Origin of the sequence: Streptococcus alactolyticus, assembly GCF_042649785.1 — a bacterium.
Lineage (GTDB): Bacteria > Bacillota > Bacilli > Lactobacillales > Streptococcaceae > Streptococcus > Streptococcus alactolyticus.
This window is the reverse complement of the sequence record NZ_JBHRZX010000026.1, coordinates 19,873-42,620: the sequence shown is the minus strand read 5'-3', so window position 1 is coordinate 42,620 and position 22,748 is coordinate 19,873. Positions and strand designations below refer to the sequence as shown.

Sequence of the window (22,748 nt, the reverse complement as noted above, 5' to 3'; positions counted from 1 at the left end):
CAGTTTTAGCACCTTGTGTTGTTTAAACAACATAACCATCAAAATTAACGATTGTATTTTATTAGGACTATTTTATAATAGTATTATAGCAGACACTTTGTTGAATAAACAACAGAATGTTGTTAAGCCTATCTGTTTTTCTTATCCTATGTAAAAGAAAAAGGCAAAACAAAGTCTAAATCACTAATCGAGGATACTGGAATATGTATAAAGCAGGTATAGATGTCGGATCGACAACGGTTAAAGTTGTGATTTTCGATGATCATGAAAAGCTCGTCTTTTCACGTTATGAACGGCATTTTTCAGATGTCAAAACAGCAACCATTAAGGTCTTAAACGATGCCATTTCAGAAATTGGCGACCAAACGGTCAGTATTGCCATCACAGGTTCTGGGGGCATGGGATTGGCAGATGTGGCCAAAATTCCATTTGTACAAGAAGTTATAGCGGCCACAACAACCGTTGAGCATTTTATTCCTGAAACGGATGTGGTCATTGAGCTAGGCGGTGAAGATGCCAAAATGACCTTCTTTGGGGACGCTCTTGAACAACGCATGAACGGTACGTGTGCTGGTGGAACAGGTGCCTTTATTGACCAAATGGCAGAACTCTTGAAAACAGATGCCAATGGGGTTAATGAACTGGCCAAGGGGTACGAAACCATTTACCCTATTGCCAGTCGTTGCGGGGTTTTTGCTAAAACTGACGTTCAACCTTTGATTAACGAGGGCGCACGCAAAGAGGACATTGCAGCCTCTATTTTCCAAGCCGTGGTCAATCAAACCATCGCTGGATTAGCATCAGGACGTAAAATCACAGGGAATGTTGCCTTTCTTGGTGGACCTTTGTTCTTTATGAGCGAATTGCGTCAACGTTTCATCGAAACGCTTGATATTAAGCCAGAAAATGTGATTTTCCCTGAACACCCACAACTATTTGTGGCAATGGGAGCTGCCTTAGACGAAGAACAAGCTCAATTAGCCTTGTCAGAAATCATTAACAACCTCAAGACCAACAGTTCACAAGCCTTGGTCCCTAAAAATACCTTGGATGTGCTCTTTAAAGACCAAGCCGAATTGGACGCTTGGCGAGCACGTCACAACCAAGCCAGCGTGACCTACAAAGACATTGCCCAAGCTTCTGGGCCTGTTTTTCTGGGCATTGACGCAGGTTCGACCACTTCAAAAGTGGTGTTGACTGACCCTGACGGCGCTATTTTGTTCCAACATTACGGCAATAACCAAGGACAACCTCTGGAAAATGTCATTGCCATTTTGAAAGAAGTTTACCACCAATTGCCACAGGAAGCCTATATCGCGCGCTCTTGCGTGACAGGTTACGGCGAAAAACTCATTCAAGCAGCGCTGCACGTGGATTATGGTGAAGTGGAAACCGTGGCTCATTTCAAGGCTGCCAATTACTTTAACCCTGGCGTTGATTTTATTTTGGATATTGGTGGGCAAGACATGAAAGCCATGAGCGTTCAAGACGGGGCTCTTTCAAGCATTCAGCTAAATGAAGCTTGCTCTTCAGGTTGTGGTTCCTTTATTGAAACCTTTGCCAAATCCCTCAAATACGACGTCAAAGATTTCGCTCAGGTTGCTTTATTGGCACAACACCCCGTGGACCTAGGCTCAAAATGCACGGTTTTCATGAATTCAAAAGTCAAACAAGTGCAAAAAGAAGGGGCAACCGTGGCAGATATTTCAGCAGGATTGTCTTATTCAGTCATCAAAAATGCCTTGTACAAGGTTATCAAACTCAAACGCCCTGAAGATTTAGGGGAAAAAATCGTGGTTCAGGGAGGAACCTTCTACAATGAAGCGGTACTTCGTGCCTTTGAATTGGTCAGCGAACGCGAAGTGGTTCGCCCAAGCATTGCTGGTCTAATGGGAGCTTACGGCTGTGCCATCATTGCTCAGGAAAAATACGAAGATGAAACCACCGAGACACCCGCTTTTAGTACGGTACAGTAAAGGAGAGAACACATGACGGAAACATTACTGGAACACCAACCCCAAACCTCACGTTTGATGGGGCTAGAGGAACTGGATAACTTTACCACCCAAAAAGAATTCACCCGTTGCGGCTTGTGTGAAAACAACTGTGCTTTGACCGTGACCATTTTCAATGACGGTTCCAAATTTGTCACAGGTAACCGTTGCGAACGCGGAGCAGAAAAAGTCACCAAAATCACATTTGACCGCAGCAACCAAAAAGAAAACCTCGTTGATTACAAATATAAAAAACTTTTTAAATTTAAAGCTCTCTCAAAACGTGACGCTGTCCATGGCATTATCGGCATTCCTCGTGTGCTCAATATGTATGAAAACTATCCCCTTTGGCACACCATTTTAACCGACCTTGGTTTTCGTGTGCAATTGTCCCCAAAATCAGACAAAACCTTGTTTGAAAAAGGGATTGAAACCATTCCAAGTGATACGGTTTGTTACCCTGCCAAGATGGTACACGGCCACATTCAAAGCTTGATTGACCGCAAAGTGGATGCGATTTTCTACCCAAGTGTCATTTACGAGCAAATTGAAAATAGCAAGGCACCGAACCACTACAACTGTCCTATTGTTCAAAGCTATCCTGAAGTTATCGAGAAAAACATGGACCCTATTCGCAATGGGGAAGTGGCTTATTTCCATCCCTTTGTCAATTTAGCAGACCACGAATCCGTTGTGCTATCCCTTAGCAAGGCTTTTCGTGTTTACGATGACATCACGCTTGAGGACATTCGAAGAGCCGTCGAACATGGCTACCAAGCCTTAGCCGATTTCAAACAAGATTTGCAAGATAAAGCTGACGAACTGCTTTCCACTCTTGCTACCAAGGGCGAAAAAGCCATTGTCTTGTCTGGTCGCCCTTACCACCTTGACGCTGAAATCAATCACGGTATTGCCAATATTATCACGCAAGAAGGTTTTCATGTCTTGACAGAGGACATGGTGGCTGGTTTAGAAGAAGTGTCAGGACTGCGCGTGGTTAACCAATGGGTTTACCATTCTCGCCTCTATGCTGCTGCTAAAGTCGTTTCAAAAAATCCAAATCTAGAACTGGTGCAGCTCAACAGTTTTGGTTGCGGGCTGGATGCCGTGACTACTGACCAAGTGGAAGAAATCATGCGTGGACACAACAAGCTCTACACCGTCCTAAAAATCGACGAAGGAAGTAACCTCGGGGCTATCCGTATTCGCTTGCGTTCGCTTAAAGCTGCCGTTGAAGAACGAGATAAAAAAGCCCAAAAAGCTCAATTAAAACACATCTTCAACCAAGCACCGCAATTTGACAGCCAAGCCGAAGAAACCGAACCCCAAGAACCTGTCTTTACCAAGGACATGAAAAAGACGCACACGCTTTTGATGCCTATGCTATCACCTATTCACCAAAATGGGCTCATCGAAGAAGCCTTTAAACAAGCTGGCTACAAGGTCGCGGTATTGCCAGCCATGGACAGAAAAGCGGTTGACGTCGGCCTCAAATTCGTTCATAACGATGCTTGTTACCCTGCTATCATTTCTATCGGTCAGTTGATTGAAGCCTTGCAAAGTGGCGAATATGACCTGGAGCACACCAGCGTCATGATGACCCAAACGGGAGGAGGTTGTCGGGCAACAAACTACATTCCGCTCTTGCGTAAAGCCTTAAAAGACGCAGGATTTGCACAAGTTCCCGTGGTGTCTATTTCCATGGGCAATCAAGGAACTGAAGAAACACCAGGCTGGAACTTGACTTATTCCTTTGTCAAACGCCTACTCATCAGCGTTTTGTATGGAGACTTGTTTGAGCGTGTGCTTTACCGCGTGCGTCCTTACGAAGCCGTACCAGGCTCTGCCAATGCCCTCTATGATAAATGGCTTGAAGTTGCTCGCCACAACATCAAAACAGGTTCTTACTTTGAATTTAACCGCAATATGAAACGCATTATCAAGGAATTTGACACCCTTGAAACCGTTGATTTTGGTCAAAAACCACGTGTCGGCGTTGTCGGAGAAATTTTAGTCAAATACGCTCCAACAGCCAACAATGACATCGTTGCTATCATTGAACAAGAAGGGGGCGAGGCGGTCGTGCCAGACTTGATTGGCTTTATGAATTATTCACTGTTCAATCAAATTTGGAAGGCTGATGAGCTTAACATGAGCCAAAAAGCCAAACGATTTGCCAAACTCGGCATTGATGCCATCAATCTTCTCGAAAAACCAATGAATAAAGCCCTTGAAAAATCCCAACGTTTTGAAGGCATTGAATCCATCTATGACATTGCCAAGGGAGCTTCAAAAGTGATTTCTATCGGCAATCACACGGGGGAAGGCTGGTTCTTGACGGGTGAAATGATTGAATTGCTCAATAATGGCGTTAAAAACATCGTCTGCTTACAACCTTTTGGCTGCCTACCAAACCACATCGTTGGTAAAGGAATGGTCAAAGAATTGCGCCGCCAATACAAAGGGGCCAACATCGCACCAATTGATTACGACCCAGGTTCATCAGAAGTGAACCAACTAAACCGTATCCGCTTGATGATGACAACAGCCAAGAAAATGCAAAAAGCTTCACTCACAAATCATTCTTAACAAATAATCTCCTATGAGAAAGAACTCGTAGGAGATTTTCTTATCTTTAATCAAGGTAGGCAATCACTTCAATTTCTACCTTAACGTCTTTTGGCAAACGCGCCACTTCAACCGCTGAACGAGCTGGAAAATCCGTTTTAAAGGCTGTGGCATAAACTTCGTTAAATGGGACAAAATCATTGATATCACTTAGGAAACAAGTCGTTTTGACCACATGGTCAAAGTCTGTTCCCGCTTCGGCTAAAATGGCACCGATATTTTTTAAAACTTGCTGGGTTTGTTCTTGGATAGTCGTTCCAATGATTTCCCCAGTTTCAGGCGATAAAGGCACTTGACCTGATGCAAAAAGGAACTGACCAACGACCTTGCCTTGCACGTAAGCACCAATTGCTGCTGGGGCTTTATCTGTATGAATGGTTTTTGCCATAATGAACTCCTTTTCTTCATTCAGTAGGATTATTATAACAAAATATTCTGAATATTAAAATATCTTATAACTAACTTTTTGCTAAGAAAAAAAGAGCCAAATGGCTCTTTTCTGTTATTCTAATGTTAATCACCTTATGGTTTCAAACGATGAAGCATACGTGGGAATGGAATGGCTTCACGAATGTGTTTAGTACCAGCAACGAAAGTCACCATACGTTCGATACCAATACCAAATCCAGCGTGTGGCACTGAACCGTATTTACGAAGGTCAAGGTAAAATTCGTATTCTGATTTGTCCATTTCAAGAGCATCCATTTTAGCTACAAGAGCATCGTAATCGTCTTCACGGACAGAACCTCCGATGATTTCACCGTAACCTTCTGGAGCAAGCAAGTCCGCACAAAGAACGCGGTCTGGGTTACCAGGAACGGGTTTCATGTAGAAAGCTTTGAAACTTGCTGGGTAATTGATCACAAAGGTTGGCATACCAAAGTAGTTTGAAATCCATGTTTCATGTGGTGAACCAAAGTCATCACCGTGTTCAAGGTGTTCGTAATCAGCATCTTCGTCATTTTCATGTTCTTGAAGAAGGCTAATGGCATCATCATAAGACACGCGCTTGAATGGCTCTGCAATGTATTTTTTAAGCAAATCAACATCACGTTCCAAGATTTCAAGGGCTTGTGGTGCACGGTCAAGCACACCTTGGATAAGGGCTTTAACGTAAGCTTCTTGCAAATCAAGTGATTCTTCATGTGTCAAGAATGAATACTCAGCATCCATCATCCAAAACTCTGTCAAGTGACGGCGGGTTTTTGATTTTTCAGCACGGAAAACAGGACCAAAGTCAAAGACACGACCAAGTGCCATAGCCCCAGCTTCAAGGTACAATTGACCTGATTGGCTCAAGTAAGCAGGTGTTCCAAAGTAGTCTGTTTCAAACAACTCTGTTGAATCTTCTGCTGCATTTCCTGACAAGATTGGGCTATCAAACTTGATGAAACCATTTTTGTCAAAGAAGTCATAAGTAGCATAAATGATAGCGTTACGAATTTGCATGATAGCCATTTGTTTACGAGAACGCAACCACAAATGACGGTGGTCCATAAGGAAATCCGTTCCGTGTTCTTTTGGTGTAATAGGGTAATCTTCTGAGTGCCCTACGATTTTGACATCTGTGACGTCCAATTCATAACCAAATTTTGAACGTGAATCTTCTTTGACAATCCCTGTGATAAGGATAGACGTTTCTTGGCTAAGGTGTTTGATGGTATTGAATTTTTCAGTTCCTTCTTCTTCACCAAATTTTTCGATAAAGTTTGGTTTGAAGGCCACGGCTTGGAAAAATGCAGTTCCGTCACGAAGTTGTAAGAAAGCAATTTTTCCTTTTCCTGATTTGTTAGCAACCCATGCACCGATAGTCACTTCTTCGCCAACATGGTCTTTAACATCAATAATTGATACGTAATCTGTAGACATATTTCCTCTTTCCAATGTTTCCTCTCATCATCTGAGCAAAACACTATGCTTTATTATAATTTGGAATCCAATTTCATAAACAATTTCAATCGATTCACAGCTTCTTTTAAAGTTACCAAATCGGTCGCATAACTCAAGCGAACATTTTCAGGAGCTCCAAAACCAGCACCTGTTACCAAAGCCACCCCAACTTCTTCAAGAATGTCATTGGTAAAGTCAGTAACGTCTGTGTAACCCTTCAATTCCATAGCTCTTTTCACATTTGGGAAAAGATAGAAGGCACCTTGTGGTTTAATCACGTCAAAACCAGGAACTTCACACAAGAGTGGGTAAATGGTATTTAGACGGTCCTCAAAGTCACGACGCATGCTTTCAATGGAATCTTGTGGGCCTGTCAAGGCTTCAATAGCTGCATATTGTGAAACGGTGGTCAAATTTGAAGTGGTTTGGCTGATGACTTTTGCCATACCAGAGATAATGTCTTCATTACCAACCGCAAATCCCACACGCCAACCTGTCATAGCATAGGTTTTAGACAAGCCATTAACAACAATGGTGTGTTCTCTGATTGCCTCAGAAATGCTTGAAATAGGGGTAAAGACATTGCCATTGTAAACCAAACGACCATAAATGTCGTCAGCTAGAATTAAAATGCCATTTGCTACTGCCCAGTTACCAATTGCTTCTAGCTCATCACGGGTATAAATCATACCTGTTGGGTTAGAAGGGGAATTGAGCAAAATCACTTTGGTTTTATCTGTGCGAGCAGCTTCTAATTGCTCTACTGTGACTTTAAAATGATTTTTTTGTGTCGTAGCCACTGTCACAGGTACCCCACCAACCATTTTCACTTGGTCCACATAAGATACCCAACATGGTGATGGAATAATCACTTCGTCACCTGGATCAAGAACCGTTGTGAAAAAGGTGTATAGGATGTATTTGGCACCTGTTCCCACAACGACTTGATTACGAGAAACAAAGTAGCCGTAATAATTTTTCATGTATTGACCGATAGCGTCTTTCAACTCAGGAAGTCCTGAAGCTACGGTATAAAAGCTGGCTTTCCCATTTTTGATGGAATGAATAGCTGCTTTTTGAATGTTTTTAGGGGTTTCAAAATCTGGTTCCCCCAAGGTTAGTGATAAAATATCACGTCCTTCTGCTTTTAAGGCTTTGGCACGTGCACTAGCTGCTAAAGTCACACTTTCGTCCATGTTTAACACACGTTTTGATAAGTTTGTCATACGCCCTCCTTTTTAATAAGCTCACCTGTTTTGAAATTCACAAGATAGTAACCGTTAGTAGCCGTCACCTCCCAAACAGGGGATTTGGCATAAATCCCAAAAACCACCTTGGAAATATCTGTTGCACCGTTGCTTGCGGCTGTTTCTTCGGCTTGTTGGCGACTAATCCCGTCACTTTCGGCATATACATAAACCTCTCGGTTATCCTCACCAACTGAAACAATGCGCTTACCACCTGATTCGGTAGTGCCATAAACACTATAAAAGGTGTTCGGTCCATTATAGAGTTCCACAGAGGAAGTTTTTGATAATTTAGCGGCTTTGATAGCGACCTGGGTAGCTGTTCGTTCTGCATCCAGTTTTGGTTTCATTGAGAGATATAAAACCGTCCCTGCAGAAATCAAGAGAACTAAGAAAACCATGCTAAAACCAAGTAAATATTGTTTTACTGGTGTTAATTTTTTCATTTACTTCTCCCTTTTGAGTTATCCTTTTTATTATACCAAAAAATCCTTCATTTCTGTTAATGACTTTGCAAATTTTTGGGAAGAAAGCTGAAATTCTTCTGCTAAGGAATCGGTCATCAATTTACCATAAGACTTGGTTAAAAGGCGGTTATCCAAAATCAAAACAGCTGAGCGCTGGTTTTCTCGCCTCATGGTTCTACCGATTGCTTGCTTGAGTTTTAAAATCGTCAGCGGCAAAGCATAATCGTAAAATGGTGATTTGGCTTGTGCCAGCAAGTGATTGCTGACTTTTTGGAAAAAGATATCTTTAGGATTGTCAAAAGGCAGGCGGGTAATCACTTCAATCATCTTATCGGATTGCACAAAGTCAACCCCCTCCCAAAATGAGCCTGTCCCTAACAACATCCCACTTTCCTTGCGTTCAAAACGCCGTTTGACATTATAAGCCATACCGTTTTTATCCTGTGTCAAATGGGGAACGCCCTTATCATCAAGGTAATCTGAAACTGCAAGCATCGTCGCTCTGGCATTAAATAAAACCAAGACCTGCTCACCTAAGTTTTGAATCTGACAAAGACGCTCAGCAATAGCTAAGGCATAAGCTTCCTCAGACACTTGGGTGACATTTGGCATCTCTTCATCAATCCACACGCGCTGGCCACTGCTTTTTTCATGAGCCAAACTCACAAAATGATAAGAGTCAAAGCCCAGCAAATCCGCTAGACTGACTTGGGGACTGATGTGCAAGGTTGCTGAAATCATATAGTTTTTGCGTGTTTCAGGCAAAAACTCTTGAAAATTCAACAACTCATCATTACTGGCATTGAGGTAGGTTTGGCGCTTGTCATTTTCAAGCATTGACTCCATCCAAAAATCCGTAAAATGATGGGACAATAGCAAACACAAATCCTCTAAACCATTGAGGCGCCACTGAGGATTGACCGCCAAAAGTTCCTTGACCGTCTGCTCGATAGCTGCCATGGCCTCGGTCGTGACAAATGTTTCTTGATTTTGGTAGAAACGTGTCACCAAATGGCTCAACTGGAAGGACAGGTTTTCAAGCAACCGTTTTTCCAGCACAGGCAATTTAGCTGTCAGGTGTTTTTCTAATAAGGTCACTAACTGAGTGACATTTAGCTGACGACGAGAGAAATGCTCAACATTTAGCATCAGCTTTTGCGCCTCGTCAAAAACCAAAATCTTATTGGCCGCGAAAGCCTTGTCGTCTTGCACTCGTTCTAAGAAATAAGCGTGATTGACCAGCAACAGCTTGCTGTGCTTGGCCCTTTCATAGGTTACCTGCCAAAAATCGACTTCTTTGTAAAGACTCTTCTCACTCAAATCCCCATCGTGTTTGATGGAGTCAAAATAAGCGGCAAAACGTTGTTTTTGCTTGATTTCATCCAAATCACCCGTTTCTGTTTCGGTCAGCCAGACCAGCAACTGCATCTTGTAGCGATTGATAAGGCGATTGTCGTCTTGATGATGCAAACTCTCGACAAAGGCATCTAGTTTTAGGTAATTGCTAGGCCCTTTGATGGATTGGCAAGAAATATGAAAAACATCTTGAATGCGTTTGGCTTCGTTGGCCATAATTTGGTCTTGTAAGATTTTGGTGGGAACCGATACAATCACCTGTTCATCTTGTGCCAAATGCAAGAGAGGCAAGAGATAGCCGTAGGTTTTACCGATCCCAGCTTGAGCTTCTAAAAACGAAACGGCTGATGAGGCAAATTCATCCTTGACCAAAGTAGCAAACTGAGCCTGCTTCTCCCGATTGTCTAGGCCAAGCAGAGCCACATTAACCGCAAAATCATCTGACAGGCAACGCGGCTCGGTTATCGCCTGCGGTCGGCGTAAAACCAAATCCCCCACCATCTGAAAGGTCGCTGGCGAAAACGGTTTGGCCTGTGAAAAGCCCGCTTCAATGAGCATACCCGTTTCAAAGATCAGATTATCAGAAAAAGGCAAAAGCTTTTCCAAAACTTCTTTTGGCAATTGATTGATTTTAGCCTGCAAGCGCAAAAAAAGCTGCGCTGTCGCATAGGCATCTGAAATAGCTGTGTGAGCATCTGTCAAATCCAAATCCAAGGCCTTAGCCAAATGCTCCAAGGTGTATTTTTCAAAAGTTGGGTAAAAAACCTGAGCCAATTCGACCGTATCCACGCGCGGTGTTCGCAACTCAAAACCTTGCCAAAAAAGCTGTTCCGCCAAAAGATTGGCATCAAATTTGACGTTGTGAGCCACAAAGACACAATCTGCTATCAAGTCGTAAATTTCGCCCGCCACCTGAGAAAAATCAGGGGCCTTGGCCAATTGATCATCGGTAATACCTGTCAGCTGGATAATGTGCTCTGACAAGGGTTCATGCGGATTGACATCCGTTTGATAAGTCTTGGTAATCTGATTATTTTCTATAATCACGATACCCACTTGAATAATTTCTGCTGCGGCATGGGCTCCTGTCGCCTCTAAGTCCACAACAGCATATTTTAGGAAATGTTCATACTTCATAACAATCCTATTATATCACACACCACTCTTCTTGTATTTGTGTGGAGGCTTTATGAGCAGTAAACGAGCTGGCTTTTAGTATGACTTTTTACCAAAATTTTGATACACTTTTTTTATGAAGATATTTAGAATAGTTAATCGCGTTGCGCGTGAAAATACTTACTTGTTGGTCAATGACCAAGCCATTATCGTTGTCGATCCTGGAAGTGATGTGGATATGATTCTTGAAAAAATCACGTCACTGAACAACCCTGTGGCGGCTATTTTACTGACCCACGCTCATTATGATCACATTATGAGCGTGGATGTGGTGAGAGAGCATTTTGGACATCCTCCTGTTTATATTTCTGAAAAAGAAGCGTCATGGCTCTATTCACCAAAGGATAATTTTTCAGGTTTGGAGCGCCATGCGGATTTGCCTGATGTTATTTTAAAACCTGCTGAACATCACTACCAGTACGAAGACGATTATCACATCGCTGGTTTTCATTTTTATGTTCGCCCAACGCCAGGACACTCTTATGGTAGTGTATCGCTGATTTTCCCAGATGACCACGTCGTTTTGAGTGGTGATGCTCTTTTTAGAGAAACTATCGGACGAACAGACTTGCCAACTGGAAATAGTGAGGAACTCCTAGCTAGCATTCAGCGAGAATTATTTACCTTGCCAAATCATTTTGCGGTTTATCCAGGGCACGGCTCTGATACCACCATTGCCCATGAAAAAAACATGAACCCTTTCTTTAACTAAACCAAAAACAACTTCTGCAAAAGCAGAAGTTGTTTTCTTGTTTTAAATTTTAAGATAGCGGCGCATTGAAATCACTGAACCAAGTGCTCCAATGATAATACCGATTAAGAACATACCACCAATAACTAACGGAAGGAAGTTTTCCGCTGAGTATAATGATAGGCTTTGCATTTCAAATTGTGGATTGAAAGCACCGTAAACATAGTGGTAAGCAAAGTAAACAATCACTGATGGCAAAATGGCTCCAAGAAGACCAACCCATGCTCCTTCAAAGAAGAATGGTCCACGGATGTAAGAATTCTTTGCACCTACCAAACGCATGATCTCAATATCGCGTTGACGTGACATAATGGTCATACGGATAGTATTTGAAATAAGGAAGATTGCGACAAGCACAAGAAGGACGATACCAGCAAATCCCCATGTTCGAATGTATTTTGCAATTTTGAACAATTGGTCTGAATCTGAACCACCGTAATCAACGGATTCAACACCACTGATTTTTGAGATTTTATCAGCTACTTTTTTAACATGAGATGGTGAGTTAGCTTCTACGATATAAACATCTTGTAGAGGGTTAGAATCGCCATCAAAGAGTTTCCAATCGTCCCCGTAGGTTTCTTGCAATTTAGCTAGCTGTTCATCTTTACTTGAATAAGTAACCTTCTTAACACCTGAAATCTTGTTGATTTGGTCATAGACTTGGTGGTAAGCATCATTTGAGACGGTTTCGCCAGCTTCATTAGTCTTAGTTTCAGAGTTATCTGTCGAATCCACATCAAGGTAAACATTGATTTGAATGTTGTTTTCAATACCTGATGCCAAACGCTCCACATTTAATAGCACTGCTGCAAAGACACCGACAAGTGTCAAGGTAATGGCAACCGTACTAACCGAAGCAATTGTCATCCAAATATTACGCTTTAAACTTTTTATGGATTCCCACAAATGACGGAAAAAATTTCTAATCATCGTAACCGTATTCTCCTTCCTCTTCATCACGAACAATGCGACCATTCTCAATCGCGATAACACGATGGCGAAGGGTATCAACAATTTGCTTATTGTGAGTAGCCATTAAAATGGTTGTTCCTTGAAGATTGATACGTTCTAACAACTGCATGATTTCCCATGAAATTTCAGGATCCAAGTTCCCAGTCGGTTCGTCAGCGATCAAGACTTTTGGATTGTTAACAATCGCACGAGCGATAGCAACACGTTGTTGCTCACCACCTGACAATTGGTGTGGGAAAGAACGCATTTTGTGTTTTAGACCAACCAAGTCTAACACTTCAGGAACACGTTTTTTAATATCACGTGGCTTTTCTCCAATAACTTGCATGGCATAAGCCACATTTTCAAACACAGTCTTTTTAGGAAGGAGTTTGTAGTCTTGGAAAACCACCCCGATACTACGACGTAGCATAGGAATATCACGTCGTCTTAATTTATTCAAATCAAATTTGCCGACCTTGATTGTCCCTGCTGTCGCTTTTTCTTCACGATAGAGTAACTTAATAAAAGTGGACTTACCAGCACCTGAAGGACCAACAATATATACAAATTCACCTTGGTTGACTTTTACATTGATATCTCTCAAGGCAGTGGTTGATCGGCGATACTTTTTGTCCACACCATTCATTTCAATTAGTGCCATTTATATTTTCCTTTACGATTTAATCATCCTAAAAAACTTACTGTTTTCCTAGTCAATACGCCATTTCAGATAGGCATCAATGAAACCATCAATGTCACCATCCATCACTTTATCAACTTGTGCCACTTCATATCCTGTGCGATGATCTTTAACCATCGTATAGGGGGTAAACACATAAGAACGGATTTGACTTCCCCATGTGATTTCTTTTTTATCACCCTTCAAAGCATCAACTTCTTGTGCTTTTTTCTCTTGCTCGAGCTGATAGAGTTTCGCCTGCAACATCTTCATCGCACGGTCACGGTTACCATATTGAGTACGGTCAACGGTTGACGACACCACGATTCCTGTTGGAATATGGGTCAAACGAACCCCTGTTGATACCTTGTTGACGTTTTGTCCACCAGCACCACCAGAACGGAAAGTATCCATTTTGATGTCGTCATCACGAATTTCCACTTCAATCGTATCATCCAATTCTGGCATTACTTCGACTGAACTAAATGACGTGTGGCGACGTTTGGCTGAGTCAAATGGAGAGATACGCACCAAACGGTGTACACCCATTTCAGACTTCAACAGTCCGTAAGCATTTGGCCCTTCAAAAAACAAAGTAACAGACTTAATACCCGCTTCATCCCCTGCTTGGTAATCAAGCGTTTCAACTTTAAAGCCTTTGGCATTACCATAACGGGTGTACATACGAAAGAGCATATCTGCCCAATCCTGCGCCTCGGTACCACCTGAACCTGGGTGAATTTCCAAAATCGCATTGTTGCGGTCATAAGGCTCTGATAACAACAAGGTCATCTCATAGCCTGTCATGATTTTATCAAGCTTTTCTAAACTTTCTTCTAAATCAGACTGAACCGAACTATCCTCATCCAACATTTCCAAATAAAGCTCTGTTTCATCAGACAACTCTTGCATGGTATTAAAAGTGTCATACTTTTGCTTGAGTTCGTTGAGTTCTTGAGAGGTTTTCTGGGCTGCAATATTGTCATCCCAAAAATCAGGCTCCGTCATTTTATTTTCAAGAAGTGCGATATCTTCTTCCAGACGGTCTAAGTCAAAGAGACCTCCTGAAGCTAGTCAACTTCTCTTGGTTTTCTACTATTTTTTGGCGAATTTCAGCCACTTCCATGAGCATACTCCTTTATTCATTACTTCTTCCTATTCTATCACAAAGGAAGCAAAATTACCATTATAGGTGCCAGAAAGGGTTTTCCTATTGACTATTTAGCTGCTAATTCAGCAGGCTAACACAATAGTACCAAAAAGGCATTTGGCAATCACAACAAGAAAATGACAAATAGATAACAAAACATCACACCACCATGACGACACCACTAACCACCCGCATAGCGGGTGGTTTATTTGTCACGCACCTTGCGGAGCGTGACGGACTGAAAGTCACATAACAAAAGAATCAGACTGCTAAGCAATCTGATTCTTTTGTTATTATTTAGAAATCTCTAAATGGCTTTTTCATCTTGTCCAAGTGCACGTTGAATAGCTTTGACAATTTCGGTCAAGACAAGCATCATCAAACTACCAATGATAACGGCAGTCCATTGACCCACGCTCAAGTGAGAAACGTGGAACAATTGATTAAATCCTGGCACAACGATGGTTACCATCAAGAGCAAGAAGGCCACTGGGATAGCCCAGTTGAAGGTTCTATTTCTAAAGGCACCAACAGTAAAGATTGATTGGTAAACGGACTTAACGTTGAAGGCATGGACTAATTGGATAAGACCAAGTGTCGCAAAGGCCATTGTCAAGGCATCTTCGTGTACCATGTGAGCTTGTGAGTGTTCTGGGAACATGATTGCCCAACCATAAACGGCAAGGACAAGCAAGGTTTGGAAAATACCTTGATAGATAATAGCTCCCATAACCCCACCGTCAAAGAAGTTGGATTGACGTCCACGAGGTTTGTGTTTCATAACGCCAGGTTCAGCAGGTTCTACACCCAAGGCGATGGCTGGTAGCGCATCGGTTACCAAGTTAATCCAAAGCAAATGAACGGGTTGAAGCACATCCCAACCAAACAAGGTCGCAAAGAAGATGGTAAACACTTCGGCCATATTGGCTGAAAGAAGGTATTGAATGGATTTTTGAATGTTTGAGAAGACCTTACGTCCTTCTTCAACAGCAACAATGATTGTCGCAAAGTTATCATCGGCAAGGACCATATCAGAAGCACCTTTTGCCACTTCTGTACCCGTAATCCCCATACCGATACCAATATCAGCTGTTTTCAACGATGGCGCATCATTGACACCATCACCAGTCATGGCAACAACTTTACCTTCATTTTGCCAAGCTTTAACGATACGCACCTTGTGTTCTGGTGACACACGCGCATAAACAGAATATTGTTTAAAGACTTTTTGGAATTCGTCGTCAGACAATTCGTTGAGTTCAGCACCAGTAAAGACATGGTTTTGGCCGTCATCTTCGATAATGCCTAGACGTTTAGCAATAGCTTCCGCAGTATCTTGGTGGTCCCCGGTAATCATGATAGGACGGATACCAGCTTCCTTGGCTACCTTAACAGCTTTGGCAGCTTCAGGACGTTCTGGGTCAATCATACCGACAAGACCTGCAAAAATCAAATCTGATTCCACATTTTCGGAATCCAAACTTGGAATTTCAGGAATGTATTTGTAAGCCATCATCAATACACGAAGGGCTTGTTTAGCCAAGTCTGTATTGAGTGATAAGATAGTAGCTCTTTCGTCATCTGTAATAGCACGAACTTGGCCATTGTCCTCAATGCGAGTGACACGTTTTAAGAGTTGGTCAGGTGCCCCTTTAACCGCCACAAAGTAGCGTCCATCGGCTTCTTCGTGAATCGTTGACATCAACTTACGGTCAGAATCAAATGGCAATTCTGCCACACGAGGTTCGTTTTTAAGCACATCACGAACATCAAAGTCGTGGTCTAAACCAAATTGAACCAAGGCCGTTTCGGTTGGGTCACCAATGAGATTGCCTTCTGGGTCAATCTTGGTATCATTAGCAAAATTCATGATACGCAAGGTCTTATCATCAGCTGGAATCGTTGCTTTAGCGTCCAATAATTGGCCACTAGTGTAGATTTTTTCAACCGTCATTTGGTTCATGGTCAATGTTCCGGTTTTATCTGAAGCGATAATTTCGGTTGAACCAAGGGTTTCAACGGCTGGCAATTTACGAACGATGGCATTGCGTTTGGCAAGGGTTGTTGTTCCCATTGACAAGACGATGGTTACAATAGCGGGTAGCCCTTCTGGAATAGCAGCAACCGCCAAGGCAACAGAAGTCATCAAGCCTTCAACAGGTTCTTCACCACGGACAAATACCCCGACGATAAAGGTCACGATAGCAATACCAACAACCAAGTAAGTAAGAACCTTAGACAATTGGTTCAAGTTTTGCTTCAATGGGGTGTCTGTTTCGTCTGCGTTGGCAAGCATATCAGCAATTTTACCAACTTCGGTGTAATGACCTGTATTGACAACAACCCCAACACCACGACCATAAGTCACGTTAGAGTTTTGGTAAGCCATGTTGACACGGTCACCAATACCAGCATCATCAGCCACTTTAATAGACAAACTCTTTTCAACTGGAACAGATTCCCCTGTCAGGGCAGCTTCTTCAATTTTTAAGGAAGCGACTTCTAACAAACGCATATCAGCAGGCACCACATCACCGGCCTCCAACATGACAATATCACCAGGAACCAATTCTCTCGAATCAATTTCAACGACATGTCCGTCACGGCTGACACGCGCCACTTGGCTAGACATATCTTTCAAAGCTTCAATGGCTGCTTCAGCTTGCCCTTCTTGATAAACCCCAAAAGCCGCATTAAGCACAACAACGGCTAGGATAATCAAAGCATCGGTAAGCCCTTCTGTTCCTTCAGTGATAACAGATAAGGCAGCTGCAACAAGCAAGATAATAATCATCAAGTCCTTGAATTGGTCAAGAAACTTAGCCAACAATGAGCGTTTCTGGGCTTCTTCAAGTTCGTTGTGACCATATTCATCTAAACGTTTTTTAGCTTCTGCCGCAGATAAACCGTCACGGGTGGTGTGCAAGGCGTCAAGCGTTTCGTCCTCGCTCTTCAAATAAAACAAATCTTTGCTTTGTTCTTTAGACAAAATAGTTTCCTCCTTCGGTCTTCTTTCCTAAATAGAAAAGAGACCTGTTTTAAAAAACAAGTCTCGCTGTTTAAGACATAGCCGGAAATTTCTTTCGTATTGACGACTAGGCCACGGGAATCCCCGTCTGCTACTCCCTTGATACATGGTCATAATACCAATTTTCAAGGCATTTGTCAACCAGCTTTCCCTATTTCAAAGCCTTATTGCCAGCGCAATTCTAGCTCGTAATCAGCCAAAGCAGACTCTCCCTCAAGGGCTTTTAAACAATAATGCAAGGTAACACTTTTCTTGTCGGGGTCAAAAACATAATGGCTGGTTTCTGTTTTAAAATGCTGGATACCAAGCGGCGTAGGAATCAAGACAACCGCAGGGTTTTGAGCATGAAATCGCATGATGGATTTTGGTGTGGAAAAACGCGTCATGACCAATTCCTCTTGATTGCACTTGATGATAACTTTCTCATCTTCTTCATTGACATAAGTCAAATAAAGGTATTGATTTTTTGGGGTTACGGTAACAGGATAGCTTTCGTCAACCCACTCCACCTCGTTATCCATGATGATTTTATTGCGAATCTGTAATTGCATAATCCTCTCATCTGCCAAATCAACAGCTCCATCAATCTGGCAAATCCCTCTTTTCTATTACATGATAAGTCTCTTTCATTATACCTTTTAACGCTTGGAATGACAACTTTGGGCACAGAAGTCTGACATGCTTTGATTAGGGGGTTCCAGTCGTTTTTTGGTATAATGGGAGCATGAATGAAAAAGTATTTCGTGATCCTATTCACAATTATATAACGGTCAATCACCGCGTGGTTTATGATCTTATCAACACAGCAGAATTTCAACGTTTGCGTCGCATCAAGCAAGTCCCAACGACAGCCTTTACCTTTCATGGTGCCGAGCACAGCCGCTTTTCGCATTGTCTAGGCGTTTATGACATTGCTAGGCGTGTTACTGAGATTTTTGAGGAAAAATTTCCCGACATTTGGAACACTGATGAAAATCTTTTAACCATGGTGGCAGGGCTCTTGCACGATGTGGGGCACGGGGCCTATTCCCACACATTTGAAAAATTGTTTGGCACTGACCATGAAGCCTTCACTCAGGAAATCATTACCAGTCCTGATACTGAAATCAACGCTATTTTGCGACGAGTGGCTCCTGATTTTCCAGAAAAAGTGGCTAGTGTCATCAACCACACCTATCCCAATAAACAAGTGGTGCAACTGATTTCTAGCCAAATTGACTGCGACCGCATGGACTATTTGCTTAGGGATTCTTATTACAGTGGCACAAAATACGGGCAATTTGATTTAACCCGCATTTTGCGTGTCATTCGTCCTGTCAAAAATGGTATTGTCTTTGAATACAATGGCATGCACGCCGTTGAGGACTACATTGTCAGTCGTTTTCAAATGTATATGCAAGTTTATTTTCACCCTGCCAGCCGTGGCATGGAAGTCTTACTACAAAATCTCTTGAAACGAGCCAAACGCCTTTATCAAAAAGACAGCCATTTCTTTAAGAAAACCGCTCCAAATCTCATTCCTTTTCTGGAAAATCGAGCGGATTTGTCGGATTATCTGGCTTTAGACGATGGCGTGATGAACACTTATTTTCAAGCTTGGATGGCTTCTGACGATGATATTTTAGCGGATTTAGCCAGTCGATTTGTCAACCGTAAAATTTTCAAATCCATCACCTTTGATGAGACAGCTGAAAAGCATTTGGATTGCTTGGTGAAGTTGATTGATTCAGTTGGTTTTGACCCTAAGTATTACACGGGTATTCATGCCAATTTTGATTTGCCTTATGACATTTACCGCCCTGAAAAAAAAGAACCACGAACAGATATTAACATGATTCGCAAAGATGGCTCTATCATCGAATTATCAACCGTATCACCTATCGTTAAGACCTTGTCAGGCACAACTTACGGTGATAGACGTTTCTATTTTCCAAAGGAAATGTTGCAGGCAAATGACCTCTTTACTGAGGACAAAGAGCAATTTATGAGTTACATTACCAACGACCATTTTGCTTACCACGACTAACCTTATTGTTAAAAACTGAAAAAGTGACGTATCTGTTAGAATCTCCATGACAAATACGGCACTTTTTAGTAAGATATATAGGTAGATTCTTCTAATTAGAAAGGATACCATACTCTATGTCAATTAAACTAGTTGCCGTTGATATTGACGGCACGCTTCTGACCAATGACCGCAAAATCACACCTGAGGTTTTTGAAGCTGTTCGAGACGCTAAAAAACAAGGGGTTAAGGTCGTTATCACTACTGGACGTCCGATTGCTGGTGTTCAGATCTTACTGGACGACTTAAACTTAAAAGACACTGGCGATTATGTCATTACTTTTAATGGTGGCTTGGTGCAAGACACAGCCACAGGTGAGAACATCATCACAGAAGTCATGACCTATGATGACTATCTTGATATTGAATTTCTCAGCCGTAAGCTAAATGTCCACATGCACGCCATTACCAAAGAAGGGATTTTTACTGCCAATCGTAACATTGGAAAATACACCGTGCACGAATCAACCTTGGTCAATATGCCTATTTACTACCGCACACCAGAAGAAATGGGCGACAAGGAAATCATTAAAATGATGTTTATCGATGAGCCTGAAATTCTTGATGCAGCTATTGCTAAAATCCCACAAGAATTTTACGACAAATACACAATCGTGAAATCAACACCATTTTATTTGGAAATCTTAAACAAAACAGCCAGCAAGGGCAATGCCATCACACACCTTGCTGAAAAAATGGGACTTAGCCTTGACCAAACAATGGCCATCGGTGATGCTGAAAATGACCGAGCCATGTTGGAGGCAGTCGGCAATCCTGTTGTCATGGAAAATGGCACACCAGAACTCAAACAAATTGCCAAATATATCACCAAATCAAATGAAGAAAGCGGCGTTGCTTACGCCCTTAGAAAGTGGGTTTTAAAATAATGTATAGCTATAAAATCGGCATTTCTGCTGAAGAACACGACCAATTTGCCAAAGCAAGTGACCAAACCAATCTGTTGCAATCATCTAATTGGGCAAAAATCAAGGACAACTGGGACAATGAACGTCTTGGTTTCTACAAAGATGGCCAATTAGTGGCATCAGCATCTGTTCTCATCAAATCCTTGCCACTTGGCTTCACCATGCTTTACATTCCTCGCGGACCCATTATGGATTACAGTGACAAAGAATTAGTTGCCTTTGTCATCAACTCACTCAAAAAATTCGGAAAAACCAAACGTGCCCTCTTCATCAAAATTGACCCAGCTTTGTTGCTCAAACAATACAAAATCGGTGAAAACGTGGAAGAAAATGCAGAAACCCTTACGGCTATCGAAAACTTGAAGGCTGCAGGTTGTGAATGGACTGGACGCACAACAACGATTGCTGAAAGCATTCAACCACGTTACCAAGCCAATGTCTATACCCAAGAAGACATGACTGCAACATTTCCTAAGCACACCAAACGCTTGATGAAAGATGCGATTCACCGTGGTGTAATAACTAGCCGTGGAAGCATCGATGATGTCAAAGCCTTTGCAGACGTCGTTGCTCTTACAGAAAATCGTAAAGGGGTTGCTCTTCGTAACGAAGATTATTTCCGCAAAATGATGGAAACTTACGGTGATGATGCTTACCTTCACCTTGCCAAAGTTAATTTACCAAAACGCCTAGCGGAATACAAAGAACAACTTGCTCAAATTGAAAAAGATTTAGCAGAAACAAAAGAAAACCAGAAAAAACGTTTGACCAAATTAACCCAACAAAAGAATTCTGTCACAAAATACATTGCAGAATTTGAAGAATTCGTTCAAAAATACCCAGATGAACTCATTATTGCAGGTATCTTGTCTGTATCATTTGGCAACGTCATGGAAATGCTTTACGCTGGTATGAATGATGAATTCAAAAAATTCTACCCACAATATTCACTCTATCCAAAAGCTTTTGAAGATGCCTACGCTGATGGCATCATTTGGGCAAATATGGGTGGTGTTGAAGGGACACTTGACGACGGTTTAACCAAATTTAAAACAAACTTCAACCCAACCATCGAAGAGTTCATTGGCGAATTCAACATTCCTGTCAATCGTGCTCTTTATGGGCTATCTAACCTTGCTTACAACATTCGCAAACAAAGGAGAAATGGCCATTAATGCCTCTTGAGATTATTGAAAAAGACGTTTTTAGGACTTTTTGTAACAGCGTTCCCTACAAATCATTCATGCAATCTAGCGAAATGGCGGAGCTGCTCAGCAAACGTGGTTATCAGGTTGCCTATCTTGGCTTTAAAGACCAAGGGCAATTGCAAGTAGCTGCTATCCTTTTTAGCTTGCCAATGACAGGGGGCTTGCACATGGAAATCAATTCCGGTCCCGTTTCACGCGATAAACGCTATTTAAAAGCCTTTTATCAGGAATTGCAGACCTACGCCAAAGAAAACGGTGCCCTTGAATTATTGGTGAAACCCTACGACACTTACCAACAATTCGACACCGATGGCAAGCCAACTGACCAAGAGCAAACCGCCTTGTTAGAGGATTTTCTCTCGCTTGGTTACCAGCATGACGGGCTTTTGACTGGCTACCCTGGTGGCGAACCTGATTGGCATTACCTCAAGGATTTGACAGACTTAGATGACAAATCCCTGCTCAAATCCTTCAGCAAAAAAGGACGTCCATTGGTTAAGAAAGCCAAGACCTTTGGCATTACGCTAAGAAAGCTTGACCGAGAGGAATTGCCTCTTTTTAAAGAAATCACTTCTGCCACCTCAGACCGTCGAGATTACATGGACAAATCCCTTGAATATTATCAAGATTTTTACGACAGTTTTGGGGATTCTTGTGAATTTATGGTAGCAAGCCTTAATTTTCAAGATTATCTAAATCATCTAGAAAATGACCAAGGCAAACTTAAGCAAAGAATAGCTAAACTCAAAGCTGATTTGGAGAAAAATCCTCATTCTGAGAAGAAACAAAATCAGCTGCGCGAATTAGCCAGCCAATCCGACACCTTTGACGTTCGTATTGCAGAAGCCAAAGCATTTATTGCCAAATACGGAACACAACACGTAACCTTGGCAGGTAGCCTCTTTGTTTACACCAAACAAGAAGCTGTCTACCTATTCTCAGGCTCTTATCCAGAATTTAATAAATTCTACGCACCTGCCTTGCTTCAGGAATACGTTATGTTGCAAGCCATCAAACGCGGCATTACCAATTATAATTTGCTTGGTATCACTGGAAATTTTGATGGTTCAGATGGTGTTTTACGCTTCAAACAAAACTACAATGGCTATATCACGCGTAAGATGGGAACTTTCCGCTATTACCCTCGACCGCTTAGATACAAGGCCATCCAACAAGTAAAAAGACTATTGGGACGCCAATAAAAGAAAACCTTGGAGATTGGTTTC

General features: G+C 42.0%; 16 protein-coding genes and 1 pseudogene. 7 read left to right on the top strand and 10 right to left on the bottom strand.

Translation table 11 applies throughout. The features are described from left to right. Positions 1 to 203: 203 nt before the first annotated feature. Both ACFORE_RS06045 and ACFORE_RS06040 read left to right on the top strand, forming a co-directional pair. The gene (locus ACFORE_RS06045; RefSeq protein WP_264879627.1) at positions 204 to 1,976 is read left to right on the top strand and encodes an acyl-CoA dehydratase activase; all 1,773 of its coding nucleotides are present in this window, start codon (positions 204 to 206) and stop codon (positions 1,974 to 1,976) included. 63 nt (positions 1,977 to 2,039) lie between these two features. Beyond that, positions 2,040 to 4,583: pseudogene (locus ACFORE_RS06040) on the top strand (acyl-CoA dehydratase activase-related protein); the annotation flags it as partial. A 46-nt stretch (positions 4,584 to 4,629) separates the two neighbouring features. Here the strand turns inward: ACFORE_RS06040 and ACFORE_RS06035 are convergent. The 5 genes from ACFORE_RS06035 to ACFORE_RS06015 all read right to left on the bottom strand — a co-directional run bounded on the left by ACFORE_RS06035 (position 4,630) and on the right by ACFORE_RS06015 (position 10,719). Continuing rightward, complete coding sequence (locus ACFORE_RS06035; protein WP_154454203.1) at positions 4,630 to 5,010, bottom strand: RidA family protein; 381 nt, start codon at positions 5,008 to 5,010, stop codon at positions 4,630 to 4,632. Between the two features lie 134 nt (positions 5,011 to 5,144). Next, the gene (gene asnS / locus ACFORE_RS06030) at positions 5,145 to 6,491 is read right to left on the bottom strand and encodes an asparagine--tRNA ligase (protein ID WP_154454202.1); all 1,347 of its coding nucleotides are present in this window, start codon (positions 6,489 to 6,491) and stop codon (positions 5,145 to 5,147) included. Between the two features lie 53 nt (positions 6,492 to 6,544). Then, entirely contained in the window at positions 6,545 to 7,738 is a 1,194-nt protein-coding gene (locus ACFORE_RS06025) for a pyridoxal phosphate-dependent aminotransferase (protein ID WP_154454201.1), read from the bottom strand. After that, positions 7,735 to 8,205 (bottom strand): cell wall elongation regulator TseB-like domain-containing protein, encoded by a 471-nt coding sequence (locus ACFORE_RS06020; protein ID WP_154454200.1) that lies wholly within the window; start codon positions 8,203 to 8,205, stop codon positions 7,735 to 7,737. The genes ACFORE_RS06025 and ACFORE_RS06020 overlap by 4 nt, the downstream gene beginning before the upstream one ends. Before the next feature lie 30 nt (positions 8,206 to 8,235). Beyond that, positions 8,236 to 10,719 (bottom strand): bifunctional DnaQ family exonuclease/ATP-dependent helicase, encoded by a 2,484-nt coding sequence (locus ACFORE_RS06015; RefSeq protein WP_154454199.1) that lies wholly within the window; start codon positions 10,717 to 10,719, stop codon positions 8,236 to 8,238. Between the two features lie 115 nt (positions 10,720 to 10,834). On the opposite strand from ACFORE_RS06015, the gene ACFORE_RS06010 reads away from it, so the two are divergent. After that, the gene (locus ACFORE_RS06010) at positions 10,835 to 11,470 is read left to right on the top strand and encodes an MBL fold metallo-hydrolase (RefSeq protein WP_154454198.1); all 636 of its coding nucleotides are present in this window, start codon (positions 10,835 to 10,837) and stop codon (positions 11,468 to 11,470) included. Between the two features lie 42 nt (positions 11,471 to 11,512). Here the strand turns inward: ACFORE_RS06010 and ftsX are convergent, their stop codons facing one another. The 5 genes from ftsX to ACFORE_RS05985 form a co-directional block, all read right to left on the bottom strand. After that, the gene (gene ftsX, locus ACFORE_RS06005; protein ID WP_154454197.1) at positions 11,513 to 12,442 is read right to left on the bottom strand and encodes a permease-like cell division protein FtsX; all 930 of its coding nucleotides are present in this window, start codon (positions 12,440 to 12,442) and stop codon (positions 11,513 to 11,515) included. Then, positions 12,435 to 13,127, bottom strand: coding sequence for a cell division ATP-binding protein FtsE (gene ftsE, locus ACFORE_RS06000; RefSeq protein ID WP_154454196.1), 693 nt, complete (start codon positions 13,125 to 13,127; stop codon positions 12,435 to 12,437). Before ftsE ends, ftsX begins: the two co-directional genes overlap by 8 nt. Positions 13,128 to 13,175: 48 nt before the next feature. After that, positions 13,176 to 14,271, bottom strand: a protein-coding gene (gene prfB, locus ACFORE_RS05995; protein WP_154454195.1) for a peptide chain release factor 2 whose coding sequence is annotated in 2 segments (ribosomal slippage) — positions 13,176 to 14,198 and positions 14,200 to 14,271 — 1,095 coding nt in all. Because the reading frame shifts where the segments join, the coding sequence is not laid out codon by codon here. Between the two features lie 331 nt (positions 14,272 to 14,602). Beyond that, positions 14,603 to 17,284, bottom strand: coding sequence for a cation-translocating P-type ATPase (locus ACFORE_RS05990; protein WP_293963498.1), 2,682 nt, complete (start codon positions 17,282 to 17,284; stop codon positions 14,603 to 14,605). A 203-nt stretch (positions 17,285 to 17,487) separates the two neighbouring features. Next, positions 17,488 to 17,874 (bottom strand): YwiB family protein, encoded by a 387-nt coding sequence (locus tag ACFORE_RS05985; protein ID WP_154454193.1) that lies wholly within the window; start codon positions 17,872 to 17,874, stop codon positions 17,488 to 17,490. Between the two features lie 173 nt (positions 17,875 to 18,047). Here ACFORE_RS05985 and ACFORE_RS05980 point away from each other — a divergent pair, with 173 nt between their 5' ends. From ACFORE_RS05980 to ACFORE_RS05965, 4 genes are all read left to right on the top strand, one after another. Beyond that, positions 18,048 to 19,349 (top strand): HD domain-containing protein, encoded by a 1,302-nt coding sequence (locus ACFORE_RS05980; RefSeq protein ID WP_264879798.1) that lies wholly within the window; start codon positions 18,048 to 18,050, stop codon positions 19,347 to 19,349. 116 nt (positions 19,350 to 19,465) lie between these two features. Continuing rightward, positions 19,466 to 20,275 carry a sugar-phosphatase gene (yidA, locus tag ACFORE_RS05975; protein WP_269725534.1) on the top strand — a complete coding sequence of 270 codons (810 nt, stop codon included), beginning with the start codon at positions 19,466 to 19,468 and terminating at the stop codon, positions 20,273 to 20,275. After that, positions 20,275 to 21,489: an aminoacyltransferase gene (locus tag ACFORE_RS05970; protein ID WP_154454190.1), complete on the top strand. Its 1,215-nt coding sequence runs from the start codon at positions 20,275 to 20,277 to the stop codon at positions 21,487 to 21,489. Before yidA ends, ACFORE_RS05970 begins: the two co-directional genes overlap by 1 nt. Continuing rightward, positions 21,489 to 22,724 (top strand): aminoacyltransferase, encoded by a 1,236-nt coding sequence (locus ACFORE_RS05965; RefSeq protein ID WP_154454189.1) that lies wholly within the window; start codon positions 21,489 to 21,491, stop codon positions 22,722 to 22,724. The genes ACFORE_RS05970 and ACFORE_RS05965 overlap by 1 nt, the downstream gene beginning before the upstream one ends. Positions 22,725 to 22,748: the final 24 nt, after the last annotated feature.